We start from the raw sequence: 13,238 nt of genomic DNA, 5'->3' as shown, positions 1-13,238 counted from the left end.
GTTTTTTCTTTATTATAGTGTCGCTCGCTTTTCTTTACGCCATTTCATTTCTGTCACGAGCTTTGTTTTTGAAAGTGAATAAATGGTTAGTGCTGTCCAAATAAACATGAAAGCTAAGAGCTGTGATTTTGAAAAATGCTCTTGATAGACAAATACGCCTAAAATAAGGGTTAAGGTTGGTGCAATATATTGCAAGAAACCAAGTAAAGAGAGCGGAATCTTTTGTGCCCCTTTTGCAAAATAAAGGAGTGGCACAGCGGTTGCAACTCCTGCCCCCATCAATAATAAATCCGTTCCTATACTCGCTGTTAAAAAGGAGTTTGAGCCTTGTATAATTAAGTAAATCATGTAGATAGCTGCAATGGGTGCAACAACAAGGGTTTCTAAGCTCAGTCCCACGGACGAATCCACGTTAATCAACTTTTTCGCTAACCCATATAACCCAAAACTTAGTGCCAAGGAAATCGCAATCCAAGGAAATGCACCATGAGAAACGGTGACGATTACTACGCCAACTGCCGCCAAAATAAAGGAGATATATTGGTAGATCGTTAACTTTTCCTTCAGTACCACCATTCCCAATAAAATACTTACAAGGGGATTTATATAATAGCCAAGGCTCGCTTCAATCATATGCCCGCTATTCACTGCCCAAATATAAATAAACCAATTCACGCTAATTAATATAGAGGCAATCCCCAATGCGTACATTTGCTTTTTATTTTGAGCAAAACCTTTTAAGGTTCGGACAAATAATCCCCATTTTTTCGTAAAGAAAAGAATAATTAACATAAAAATAAAGGACCAAAATATCCGATTTGCAAGAATCTCCTTGGCATTTACATGATTCAATAATTTCCAATAGATTGGCAATAGCCCCCAAATAAAATAAGAAAAGGCAGCATGAATGGCCCCTATCTGTGTGTCCGTCTTTTTCATATGTCTCCCCAAGCCCCTATTCTTTCTAGTTTCGAAATATCTTCATTATAACGTGAAACTCCAAAAATGGGGGATTTTTTTACTTAGCACCTACTCTTTTTCAAATACAATTGTGCCGCCAATAACCGTCATTTGAACAGGAACCTTAGGTATTTCAAAAGGTTGGAGGCTGAATATATTATGTTCCAGCACAGTAAAGTCAGCTAAATAACCTTCCTTAATCATCCCACGGTCGTGTTCATGACATGCCGCAAAGGCGCTACCCTTCGTAAATAAACAGATAGCCTCATAAACACTTAATGCCTGTTCTTTGCCATAAACGATTCCTTTAGGATCATTTCTATCTGTTCTTGTTACCGCTGCGTGGATCCCAAACAATGGATTAGGCATTTCAATCGGTGCATCGGAACCACCGGCACAGTGGAGACCTGCATGTAAGAGGGTTTTCCACGCATAGCAATAATCCATATTTTTATGGCCAATCCGATCCATAACCCACGGAAAATCTGACGCAAGAAAAACAGGTTGGATATCAAGGATGACAGGAAGCTTCTTCGCCCTGTCAATTAGGTCTTGACGTACAATTTGAGCATGAATTAGCCGGTCTCTACCAGGTCCCATGAGTGGATGGACTTCGATTGCATTTAGTACATATTCAAATGCCAAATCGCCAATGGCATGGACGGCTACAGGAAGATTGCGGGAACGTGCCTTAGCGACTAAAACATTTAATTCCTCTTGATTAAATATGGCTACACCATTCGTATCTGGTGCATCATTATAGGGATGGCTTAGAAGTGCAGTCCTTCCGCCGAGCGCACCATCAGCAAAAATCTTCATTGCACCGATTTCAATCCATTCATTACCCGAATGGAAACTTGCACCTTCATTCACCATATCATCCACAACCCCATGGTGAACAAGTAAATGAGTACGGAATTTATTTCCCTCTTCTTCAATTACTTTTTTAAACGTCTCAAATGTACGATGGTATCCCCCGTAATAATGTAAATCCTCTGTGTGAACACCTGTAATCCCTAGCCGACATAAATCTTTTATGGCAGCCTTCATTGCCTTTTGTAAATATCCTTCTGAAACAATAGGCACCACTTTGTTGATGAGGTCCTGTGCTGTATCCTTTAAAAGACCTGTTAACCCAGACTTGGCCTCCTTTTCAATCACCCCTCCGGGGGGACAAACTGTTTCCTCTGATACTCCAGCCAATTCAAGTGCTTTCGTATTAACAACCATCGCATGACGGCAAATCCGTTTTAGAAGAACCGGATTTTCGGGGAAAATTTCGTCTAATTCCGTTCGATGGATCATTTCCGACTGTCCCCATAGGTTCTCATTCCAACCATCACCAATAATCCATTCGCCCTTTTTAAACTGACTTCCATATTCCTTAACGGCTGCAAAAATGGCTTCTTTTGAGGTCATCTTTGATAGGTCAAGACGGATTAATGTTTCCCCGTGTCCAATTAAATGGATATGGCTATCAATAAAGCCGGGGAACATCGTCCCGCCGTTTAGGTCGACCCGTTCCGTAATCCTTTGGTTAAAAATTTCTTCTAATTGCCCTTTTTCACCTGTTTGTACAATTTGATCTTCCTCCGTAAAAATGGCTTCAACCGTTGATCCCTCACTTTCTAATGTATAGATGGTTCCTCCGTACCATAACTTGCCCATTTTTAGTTCCTCCCTTCGTTTCTAAAAAAGACTAGCAGACGGTAAACACCGCCTGCCAATATGTCCTGAAAAATTATACTTGTTTCAGCGATTCCATTTCTTTTTGACGAAGCTCAATCCGGCGAATTTTTCCAGAGGTTGTTTTTGGGAGTTCGGTCAAATACTCAATTTTTCTAGGATATTTATACGGAGCTGTAAGAGTTTTTACGTGCTCCTGTAAGGTTTTCGTTAACTCCGGGTCGACAGGACTGACATCGTCCTGTAAAACAACAAACGCTTTAACAATAAAGCCGCGAATTTCATCGGGACTAGCAACAACGGCACATTCCTTAACAAACGGATGTTTCACAAGCGCATCCTCTACTTCAAACGGCCCAATCGTATAGCCTGAGCTAATAATAATATCATCACTGCGGCCTTCGAACCAGAAGTAGCCTTCTTCATCCATTTTGGCTCTATCGCCCGTGACATAATAATCTCCGCGGAACTGCATGGCCGTTCTTTCGGGGTCTTTATAATAATTTTTAAATAAGGCAGGAGTTTCAACATGGACGGCGATATCACCAACTTCCCCAACGGCACAAACTTGGCCATCCTCATTGATAATCTCTACCCTATTTCCAGGTGTCGGCTTGCCCATTGAGCCCGACTTCAATTCCATCCCTTTTGTAACTCCCACAAGTAATGTATTTTCGGTTTGCCCATAACCGTCACGAACATCAATGGCAAAATATTTTCTAAATGTGTCAATTACCTCACGATTTAACGGCTCCCCTGCGGAGACGGCGCTGTGAAGGTTTGGCAACTGATAATCAGCTAAATTGTCTACTTTTGCCATTAACCGATATTCCGTCGGTGTGCAGCAAAGGACATTGACATCATATTTTTGCAAGAGTGCTAAATATTTTTTCGGTTCAAATTTTCCGTTATACACTAAACCAGTTCCACCTGAACCAAGGACAGAAAGGAACGGGCTCCAAATCCATTTTTGCCAGCCTGGGCCTGCTGTTGCCCAAACCGTATCGCCCTCTTCAATACAAAGCCATTTAGATGCTGCTGTTTTTAAATGAGCGAATGCCCAGCCATGAGTATGGACTACACCTTTAGGATTTCCAGTTGTCCCTGATGTATAGGATAAAAAGGCCATATCATCACGAAGAGTTTCAGCAATCGCAAATTGTTCACTAGCTTTTTCCATTTCAGCATCTAGATGAATCCAGCCTTCTTCCTCAGCTCCCAATGTGAACTTAACCAATGGTTGTGTTTCGGTAATATGTTCAAATTGATCAACATATGGGTAATAACTGATGACTGCCTTTACATCTCCGTGTGAAATACGGTACTGCAGATCTTTCTCCCTTAGCATTTCCGAACTAGGGATGACCACCATTCCCGTTTTTAATGCGGCCAAATACACCACGTACGCTTCAATCAAACGCGGTACAATAACGAGAACCACATCACCCTTGTTTAAACCATTCTGAGTAAACACATTCCCCGCTTTGTTCACTCGCTTCATTAGTTGCTCATATGTAACTTGTTTTGTTTCACCTGACTCATTTTCCCATTTTAATGCCACTCTTTGTGGATTTGCTGCAAATCGCTCCATTTCAGAAACTAGATTATACTGTTCTGGTGCAATTAGATCTTCCCTCTTCATGACTTCTCCTCCTTAAAAATAATGATCTTATATAATAATTATACAGAAATAAATAAAAATTTGGATATATTAATTAATTTTTATTTAGTCCTAGTACCTGATGCTAATTATAAACCTATTATCTAAAAGTGAAAATAAAAAAGAGAGCGGGAGTTATCCTCCACACTCTCTGTAGCCATTGTATTTATTTTTGATTAACGAGAGAATCCGCCGCCTAATTGTTGTTCAGCCATTGCTACTAGACGTTTTGTGATTTCACCACCAACGGAACCGTTAGCACGTGAAGTAGTATCTGCTCCAAGGTTTACACCAAATTCGTTTGCAATTTCAAATTTCATTTGGTCAAGAGCTTGTTCCACACCAGGAACTAATAATTGATTTGAATTGTTGCTTGCCATGTGATATCACCTCCTTGTGAGTATAGAATGTGTAAATCTTATTAGCTTCATTCTATAATCCATTTGGTAATTGTTCACAAAAAATTCAAATTTTGCTTTTAAAATAATGATTGAAATTCTGTATGCTTGTCGTCAACTGGTTTAATAACGATAGTCTCCACTTCATTGATGGCAACTTGAATCATTGGCTCAAAATCAAAAAAGCTTTCAAAATGTTGTACTTTTTCCCTTTTCGGCTTGGTTTTCGGAGAAGACGGCACAAAAATCGTACAGCAATCTTCAAACGGCCTATTAGAAATTTCCAAGGTATCGATCTCCTCGGCAAGTTTAATAATATCCGTTTTATCCATCGTAATCAAAGGACGTAAAATTGGTGTATTTGTCACTTCATTAATCGCGAACATACTTTCTACCGTTTGGCTGGCTACTTGTCCAAGGCTTTCACCGGTAATAATAGCCAGACCTTCACGCTTTTGTCTAATTCCCTCAGTTATTCGAAGCATCATTCTTCTTGTCGATGTCATGGAGTAATTCTCTGGAATTTGCTCACGAATCGCCTGTTGAATAGCTGTAAAGGGCACGATATGAAGGGTAATCGCACCGTAAATCTCAGCAAGCTTCCGTGATAAATCGATCACTTTTTCCTTTGAACGCTCACTTGTGAATGGTGGACTGAAGAAATGGACGGCTTCAATTTCTAATCCCCGCTTCATGGCTAAATATCCGGCTACAGGGCTGTCAATCCCACCAGATAACATGAGCATCGCCTTTCCGCTTGAACCCATAGGAAGACCGCCAGCACCTTGAATGGTTTCACATGAAAGATAAATAGCTTCCTTTCTGACCTCAATTCGTAAATTGATATCAGGGTTCCTCACGTCTACTTTAAGTCCTGGAATGGATTGAAGCAAATGACCGCCAATTGTGTGGTTAATTCCGTCTGTATTTAATTCAAACGATTTATCCGATCGTTTTGGCGTAATTTTGAAGGTCTGCCCTTCCATGTAAAGAGATGAGACTAAATCTAGTGAGGCTTGTTTTAATACCTCAACATCCCTTTCCACCTTGATGGCGGGACTGAAGGATTGAATCCCAAATATATTCTTTAATTTTTCGATAATTTCTATCCCATCTTCACCATTTAATAATACATACATCCGATCACGACTTGATTCGATTTTAACTTTTGGGAAGGGAGCGAGGGCAATTCTGACGCTTTTTCTAAGTTTATCGACAAATTTATTGCGATTTCGGCCCTTTGTTGAAATCTCCCCATAGCGTATGAGTATACGATCATATTTCATTTATTCCATAACCTTTCTTAATTGGTTTGCTGTATTTTTCATTGCTAAGATTACCGTTTTTGCTTCCTCTTCCGTATTTTCGAAAGAAAGGCTAATCCTGATTGCACTTTCAGCTAAACTTTCGGGAACACCCATAGCCAACAGTGTTTTACTTGGTGACTTCCTTTTGGAAGAACAGGCACTAGTCGTCGAAACAAATACCCCTAGCTGCTCAAGAGCATGGATAAACACTTCCGATTTCATTCCGGCAAGGGAAAAGTTAACGATATGGGGCGCTGAATTTTCAATAGGTGTATGGATGACAACACCTTCTATTTCGGAAAGCCCTGCCCTTAGGATCGACTGAATTTTTTCCATTTTTTTAATCCCCGTATCACTTTTATCCATTGTCATTCTTAGGGCTTTTGCCATTGCCACAAACCCAGCAACATTTTCAGTACCGCTGCGCATCCTTCGTTCTTGATCACCGCCTGAAAATAAGGGAGTAATTTTTGCCCCTTCACGTATAAACAAGGCACCTGTCCCTTTTAACCCATGAAACTTATGCGCAGAAAGCGAACAAAGATCCACATTGCTGCTATATAGTGACAAGGGAACTTTTCCAATTCCCTGGACAGTATCAACATGAAATAATATTGTTGGATGATTTTTGACCAGTTCCCCAATTTCTTTAATCGGCTGAACAGTCCCTACTTCATTGTTCACCTGCATGATGGAAATTAAAATAGTATCTTTCCGGATAGCCTTTTCCACATACTCAACACGAATTCTACCATTTTCGTCAACCGGCAGATAGGTAATTTCGAAGCCCTCCTGCTCAAGCTGTTCCATGGCAGCACGTACCGAGGCATGTTCAATACTGGATGTTATGATGTGGCGGCCTTTATTTCGGTTCATGAATGCAGCACCTTTTATCGCAATGTTGTTACTTTCTGTCCCGCCCGAGGTAAAATAAATTTCAGTGGCTTTTACCTTTAAAAGTTTTGCCACCTGTTCCCTCGCTTGCGATAATAGCTTCTCAGCCTGCCCTCCCATACTGTGAAGTGAGGATGGATTACCATAATATTCACTTGAAACTGTTAAAAAGGAATCTAATACTTCTTTATATGGTTTAGTCGTTGCACTATTATCAAAATAAATCATCTTATCTCCTCCGTACAAATGTAAATCTTATCATAAAGATCATCAATTTAAAAAGAAAAACCGATTTGACCATTAAGGGTCGAATCGGTTTTATCTATTCGGTTACAATAGTTGCTTTTATTTTTTTCAAAGCTTCTGGGTCTATTCCTTCAAGTGACGCGGCAACTTGCTCCAATGCCTCTTGATAATCGTAGTGCCTAAATGCCATTTCTGCATCAGTTAATCCTTTGGCAATAGATGGATACTGACTTCTATATCGATTTCCATACTGAATGGCTCTTTCAGCTAGCGTCACATTTTCTATTAATTCATAGGTTGTATTAACAAGTTTCTCAACAGTTAAAACAGCGACTTCCAAATACTGATTAAGGGCGGAAACATTAAGCGGCTTTTCTTCAAGCTGATAACGAACATTTTGAATGCTTTCGTTCGTATCTTCGAATAAATAATGATAATCTGCGGGCACTCCCGGTACATTATTTTTCTTCACAAGACGGACAGTATCGCCAACCCTTTTCGTTAGTTCCATGATTTTTTCTCTTGCTTCAAGTTCATCTTTCCTAAGTGCCTGGAGTTTAACGGCAAATAACTGCTGCCCCTCAAGGATGACATCGAGTTGATCTTTAATATCACTTAATTCTTCACTGAGTACGGTTTGTGCAGTTCCGTTTAGTTTTAACTTTTCAACCAAAATTTCATAGTGCTTATAAACAGCCGCAAGTTCCTTTTCAAGCTCCCTCAGTGTTTCAAGGTCACTATCCGATATTTGATAACTTTGCTGTACCTGCAGCACCTCATTGGAAAGAAGCTCATTTTCTCTTTGTGCCGAAACTAGTAGTTCATAGGCTGCCTTTTCATTTTTTTGCACGTAATGCTTGGCATGTACTTCCTTCTCCAAAAGGTCAAAAAGAATGTCGATTCGATCTTTTACTTCTTTTACACCTTCTTCAGCTTTATCAATTTCAATCGCTTCAATGAATGCCAGGTTTTCAGCCAGTTTTTCCTCCAGGCGTTTAATTTCCTGCCCAACATTAATATGTTCCAAATAATATTCCTGCTCCACCATTTCTCGTTGTCCTTCTATACAGTCGGAAAGTTGATTTGGAAGCAATGAGTGACACTCAATTAACAGCTGTGGAATGACATCCATATGCTGTTTTATGGTTCCAAGCTGACCTTGCATCTGTAAAACCACTTCTCTTGCCTCGAGGTAATTGCCAAGTTCCGTTTTCTCATCGAATTCCTGAAACTTTTGTGCCGTTTCATTAAGCTTCATTTCTAAATGCTTTTCAGCAATACCAAAGCTATGCCGGTGAGCAAGCAGCGTTTTCTTCGCTTCTCGATATAATTCTTTTAACTCCTCTATTTCTAATCTATTTTTTTCTTCACTGCCAACTAGCTCATGTAGCTCTTCCAAGATCTTTTTTATCTGATTCTCAGTTTCTTGCAATCTTGAATCAATTGCTTGTTGAACCTCTTTAGCCTTTTTGAATCGGTACTTGTCAATGTATTCCTCCGCATCAAATAGCATTTCCTCTAAGTTTGGGAGCTTTACTGTTACTACGTCATCCCACTCGCTCCGCCAACCCTCGAAAAGCTCTTCTGTTTGTCCAGTCATATTTAATTGCTTTACCTTGGACATTTCATCTGGTATTGGTCGATTTAATAAATCAATTTTCCATGCTTCCAATCGATCCATTTCTTTAAAGTACTTTTTCTTTATTAAATATCCTACTAGAAACAAGGCCAGTAATAGGATGAAAAATCCAATGAAATATTTCACAAGTAAGCCCCCTAATTCAAACAACATGATTCTCCTGATTCAGTAACACATCTATATTAATAAATCTCTTCCTGTTCTATTCAATGCTTTTATGATACCATGTAAACGACAATTTTTGACTATAATTTTCAATTTTTTTGTAAAAAGAAAAAAAATAGCGATTTCCGCTATTTAATGATTGCGCCCTTTTTAATGGACAGATCTGAGCATAATGTTTTATCAATCCAAAAATGAATATCCTTTAAATATTTTTGTTCAAAAAATGGTTCATTTGGAAAGATGTACAATACCTCCCGCATATAGTGATTATTCATATATGGCATCATCAAAAAACTTTTTAGTTGGATGATTAAATAAGGAATCGAATGGGGCCGAAATTCATTCCACTCAAACCCTCTTTCAAAAATCTGCTGGAAATAGTATTTTTCTTTAAGTGAATAAGTCGACATGATTTCCCTCACCACTTGGGAATCCATGGACATTTCTCGATAAACAAAACTTGTGAGTTGGATATTTTCAGATTGAAAATGGAGCAGATCAGCCGCAATCTTCTTCAAGCACTCCTTAGCGCCGCGATCAATGGATGCATAGGCCCCCTCAATTTTACTCATGTATTGTTCAAAAAAATGCATAAAACAATATTCCAAGAGACCTGGTTTATTATGGAAGTGATATGCTATCGCTGCAGTATTAACTTTTGCGAGACTAGCAATATCCCTAATAGATGTTCCTGAATACCCATTTGTATTAAACAACGATATTGCAGCCTTCACAATCGCATCTTTTGCATTTTTCTTCATTCCTTCTCCCCCTTCAGGATCCCCTTATATAATGATTCTTGATGTCACAATTGTTTCCTTTATGAAAATATCGACAAAGTCTGCTCTTTTTCTTTTTATTTTGATAAAATGAATAGTAAATCTTAAAGGAAAAAGGTGAAAATACTTGTTTAACGTCGAAATGTATACTGGCAGTCGTGAAGAAAATTATGAACTTGTAAAAAAACAGCTACAGGCCCTGCTTCATGATGAGCCAAATCAAATTGCAAATCTTAGTAACGCCTCTGCACTATTAAACCAATTTCTCGACCGTGTTAACTGGGTTGGATTTTACTTAATGGATACCAATGGGGAACTTGTGCTTGGACCATTTCAAGGATTACCTGCCTGTATCCGGATTCCCCTTGGTAAAGGAGTGTGCGGCACAGCAGCCTTGAAAAGGGAAACGATCCGTGTGATGGACGTTAATCAATTTCCCGGCCATATTGCTTGCGATTCCGCAACACAATCAGAAATTGTCATTCCACTTCTCAAAAGGCATCAATTAATCGGGGTCTTAGATATTGATTCTCCCGAAACAGACCGCTTTGACGAACTTGACCAAGAAAAACTGGAAGAATTTGTTGCCGTATTAATGGAACATATCTAAAAAACTCGCCACGCTGGCGAGTTTTCTTTAAATTTTTTGAAATGCCTGTTCTAAATCTTCCTTAATATCTTCCCAAGCCTCCAGACCAACAGAGAGACGCAGCAAGGTATTTTCAATCCCCATTTTTTGTCGTTCTTTCTCCGGCACAACCGCATGGGTCATGGTTGCCGGGTGCTGGATTAACGTTTCGGCATCACCAAGACTAACGGCTATTTTTATCAATTGCAATTGATTCATAAATTTTTGCGCTGTTTCCTTTGTTCCTTTTATCGAAAATGCGATGAGTCCGCCCGGGGTTTTCATTTGTTTTTTCATAATCACATAATCCTTGTTTTCGGGATCGCCGGGATAATAAACATCCTCAATTTTTGGATGATGTTTTAAAAATCCAAATATTCGGCTTGCATTTTCTGCGTGACGATCCATCCTCACCGGAAGAGTTTTTATTCCTCTTAGAAGCAGCCATGCATCGAAGGGTGAGATGATCCCGCCGATGTCTTTTTGCGTCGTTCGTGCTACATGCCGGATAAATTCCTTCTTCGCGATCACTAATCCGGCAATGACATCCCCATGGCCACAAATATATTTCGTCGCGCTATGAATGACGATGTCACAGCCCCATGTGAGAGGGGTTTGTAAATAGGGTGAACAAAAGGTATTGTCAACAACAACAGGTATTCCCTTTTTAGTTGCTATTCTTGCGACCATTTCAAGATCTACAAGCTTCATTGTTGGGTTAATCGGGGTTTCGATGTAGATACACGCTGTATTTGCCAGAATTGCATTTTCTACTGTTTCCATTGAATCCATCAAGGAAAAGTCATGACTAATCCCATACTTTTCCTTTAAAAGTTCAAGCAATCCAAAGGTACAACCATACACGCCTTGTGAACAAAGGATATGATCGCCTGTCTTAGTTAATGTCAATAACACCGCACTAACTGCTGCCATTCCCGAAGAAAAAGCTAAAGCCGCCTCACCGTTTTCTAATGCTGCCACCCTGTCTTCCAATACTTTTACTGTTGGATTACTTAACCGTGAATAAATGTAACCCTCTTCCCTCCCGGCAAACCTATTTTCTCCTTGTTCCGCATTGGCAAAGGTAAAGGTTGATGTTTGATACAGTGGCGGAACTAAACTACCTTGATGTTTATCGGCCTCGTATCCCGCGTGAATAGCCTTTGTTTCAAACCTTGAGTTGTTTTCTTCCAAAGTGGTCCCTCCTGTATTTGAATGCGCTCTCATATTTTGCTATAGATTATGTATTTGGCAGTAATATCGGTAGGGCACCCAGTTAAATGAGTGCCTCATTTACCCTACTATGATTGCCTTCTATCACAACTTTGTTCTTTCCGGTTTCTTTTGCCATATATAACGCCTCATCAGCCCTTTTAAATAAGGATTGATAGGAATCTTTACTCTCTTTATTCCAATAAGAAACGCCACATGAAACCGTAATATGAGGCTTGGAACGTTTTGCAACTTTTTTTACCAACCGACACGCTATTGCTGCTCCTGTATCTAAAGGAACTTTAGGAAGATAAATGGCGAGCTCTTCGCCACCCCAACGGGCACCAATATCATGTTCGCGCATGTTTCCCCTTATAAGATTGGCGACTTGTATTAACACTTCATCACCAATTTGATGTCCATATGTATCATTTATTTCTTTAAAATTATCAATATCCAGCAAAATAAAGGTACCTTCCTCGTCGTTCTTCATGGAACACTGAATTTTTTCATCCAAAAATTTTCGCGAATGAAGTTTTGTCAAATGGTCAGTGGTAACCATTATTTTTAATTCTTCTCTCAGCATGGAGTTGGTTAACGCTAATGAAGTATGGTGCACCAGCGACTGAAGAAGCGTAAAAGACTCAAAGGTAAAGAAATATGGACAATGATGCATGATCATGCAAAAGCCTCTTAATCTTTCGCCGACAACTACTGGTACAGCCATAATAGAATGAAAGCTTGTTCCATGATTTTTTTCTGGAAGAGTAAAATCCCCTATAAAAAGCGGTTCGTTTTCCTTTTGCAACTTTTCTATTATGTGGTTTACATAGACTCGGGCCTGCCTTGTGAAAAAGTAGGGGGTTGACCCTGGAAGTATTTTTGCTTTTGTTTGTTTTTGGGAAAATAGAAAAAAACCAACCTCGTTCGCTTCAAAAGATGTCTTAATTTGTGTAGACATAAATTCAAAAGTCTCAGCCATCGGCCGGTTAGAATTTAGTTGGTGTGAGGTTTCGTTTATTAATTGCAGGTCAGAAATAGTTCGTAGTGATAGTTGATATAACTGAGCGTTTTCCAACGCTCCTCCCGCACAGCTCGATAATAATGCCATAAACTCTACATCGTTTATAGGAAATCCCTTTGTATGAGGTGCAATCACCTGTAGGACCCCATAGATCTCCCGCTTCCCTTTTAGGGGTGCATAAAGGACAGCATGTCCCGTTTGAGTACTCTCAAATTGAACAGCGCCGGATTCAAATGCCTGTATGGCAGCAATATTTTCACCATCGTATTCAAGGTCAATAATAGGAAGGTCATTATGGCTATATGTATCCATTGAAAGAAGTAATTGATATGAGAAATTGGGATAAATTTCTTTTAGTACAATAAATAATTCCCCTAATAAGACATCTACATCAAGGGATAAATGAAGTCTTTCCGCTATTTGAAATAATTTTTTATATTTCACAACATCCAATAGTAAATCTCCTTCAAGATCGAACATTTATCATCTCACCTATTTTAATTCCATATATATACATCGTAACCTAATTATAGATAATATTGGGATACTTTTGTTATATTTTTTTGAATAATTTATTATTTTTTTATAAATTGTTTTTCGATACTTATCTTTGTTTAGAACAAATAAACTTGACTATTAA

11 protein-coding genes are annotated in these 13,238 nt (G+C 39.2%); 1 reads left to right on the top strand and 10 read right to left on the bottom strand.

The genetic code is table 11. From position 1 onward, the window contains the following. Positions 1–12 precede the first annotated feature (12 nt). From rarD to refZ, 8 genes are all read right to left on the bottom strand, one after another. Positions 13–939: an EamA family transporter RarD gene (rarD, locus tag G6554_RS04275; protein WP_166239101.1), complete on the bottom strand. Its 927-nt coding sequence runs from the start codon at positions 937–939 to the stop codon at positions 13–15. Between the two features lie 90 nt (positions 940–1,029). After that, positions 1,030–2,628 carry an amidohydrolase gene (locus tag G6554_RS04270; RefSeq protein WP_166239099.1) on the bottom strand — a complete coding sequence of 533 codons (1,599 nt, stop codon included), beginning with the start codon at positions 2,626–2,628 and terminating at the stop codon, positions 1,030–1,032. Positions 2,629–2,701: 73 nt separating this feature from the next. Then, complete coding sequence (gene mbcS / locus G6554_RS04265; RefSeq protein WP_166239097.1) at positions 2,702–4,288, bottom strand: acyl-CoA synthetase MbcS; 1,587 nt, start codon at positions 4,286–4,288, stop codon at positions 2,702–2,704. Positions 4,289–4,482: 194 nt separating this feature from the next. After that, on the bottom strand, positions 4,483–4,686 hold the full coding sequence (locus G6554_RS04260) for an alpha/beta-type small acid-soluble spore protein (protein WP_166239095.1): 204 nt from the start codon (positions 4,684–4,686) through the stop codon (positions 4,483–4,485). 98 nt (positions 4,687–4,784) lie between these two features. Then, entirely contained in the window at positions 4,785–5,990 is a 1,206-nt protein-coding gene (thiI, locus tag G6554_RS04255) for a tRNA uracil 4-sulfurtransferase ThiI (RefSeq protein ID WP_166239092.1), read from the bottom strand. Further along, positions 5,991–7,133 (bottom strand): cysteine desulfurase family protein, encoded by a 1,143-nt coding sequence (locus G6554_RS04250; protein WP_166239090.1) that lies wholly within the window; start codon positions 7,131–7,133, stop codon positions 5,991–5,993. It lies immediately after the preceding gene. A 94-nt stretch (positions 7,134–7,227) separates the two neighbouring features. After that, a complete protein-coding gene (gene ezrA, locus G6554_RS04245; RefSeq protein WP_166239088.1) occupies positions 7,228–8,916 on the bottom strand; it encodes a septation ring formation regulator EzrA in 1,689 nt (562 codons plus the stop codon). A 167-nt stretch (positions 8,917–9,083) separates the two neighbouring features. Further along, positions 9,084–9,716 (bottom strand): forespore capture DNA-binding protein RefZ, encoded by a 633-nt coding sequence (refZ, locus tag G6554_RS04240; RefSeq protein WP_166239086.1) that lies wholly within the window; start codon positions 9,714–9,716, stop codon positions 9,084–9,086. A 145-nt stretch (positions 9,717–9,861) separates the two neighbouring features. Between refZ and G6554_RS04235 the strand changes: the two genes are divergently transcribed. Continuing rightward, positions 9,862–10,344: a GAF domain-containing protein gene (locus G6554_RS04235; protein ID WP_166239084.1), complete on the top strand. Its 483-nt coding sequence runs from the start codon at positions 9,862–9,864 to the stop codon at positions 10,342–10,344. A gap of 27 nt (positions 10,345–10,371) precedes the next feature. Here the strand turns inward: G6554_RS04235 and megL are convergent, their stop codons facing one another. Both megL and G6554_RS04225 read right to left on the bottom strand, forming a co-directional pair. Beyond that, entirely contained in the window at positions 10,372–11,556 is a 1,185-nt protein-coding gene (gene megL / locus G6554_RS04230) for a methionine gamma-lyase (RefSeq protein WP_207342989.1), read from the bottom strand. 82 nt (positions 11,557–11,638) lie between these two features. Continuing rightward, positions 11,639–13,078: a sensor domain-containing diguanylate cyclase gene (locus tag G6554_RS04225; RefSeq protein ID WP_166239080.1), complete on the bottom strand. Its 1,440-nt coding sequence runs from the start codon at positions 13,076–13,078 to the stop codon at positions 11,639–11,641. Positions 13,079–13,238 lie beyond the last annotated feature (160 nt).

The sequence above is a fragment of the Bacillus sp. MM2020_4 genome, from assembly GCF_011250555.1.
Lineage (GTDB): Bacteria > Bacillota > Bacilli > Bacillales > Cytobacillaceae > Neobacillus.
Note: the sequence above shows the minus strand (reverse complement) of the source record. Positions and strands in the feature narration are given on the sequence as shown.

Excerpts from the sequence above, each read along its gene's own strand:
- rarD (WP_166239101.1), bottom strand. The coding sequence starts at position 939 with ATGAAAAAGACGGACACACAGATAGGGGCCATTCATGCTGCCTTTTCT.
- G6554_RS04270 (WP_166239099.1), bottom strand. The coding sequence starts at position 2,628 with ATGGGCAAGTTATGGTACGGAGGAACCATCTATACATTAGAAAGTGAG.
- mbcS (WP_166239097.1), bottom strand. The coding sequence starts at position 4,288 with ATGAAGAGGGAAGATCTAATTGCACCAGAACAGTATAATCTAGTTTCT.
- G6554_RS04260 (WP_166239095.1), bottom strand. The coding sequence starts at position 4,686 with ATGGCAAGCAACAATTCAAATCAATTATTAGTTCCTGGTGTGGAACAA.
- thiI (WP_166239092.1), bottom strand. The coding sequence starts at position 5,990 with ATGAAATATGATCGTATACTCATACGCTATGGGGAGATTTCAACAAAG.
- G6554_RS04250 (WP_166239090.1), bottom strand. The coding sequence starts at position 7,133 with ATGATTTATTTTGATAATAGTGCAACGACTAAACCATATAAAGAAGTA.
- refZ (WP_166239086.1), bottom strand. The coding sequence starts at position 9,716 with ATGAAGAAAAATGCAAAAGATGCGATTGTGAAGGCTGCAATATCGTTG.
- G6554_RS04225 (WP_166239080.1), bottom strand. The coding sequence starts at position 13,078 with ATGTTCGATCTTGAAGGAGATTTACTATTGGATGTTGTGAAATATAAA.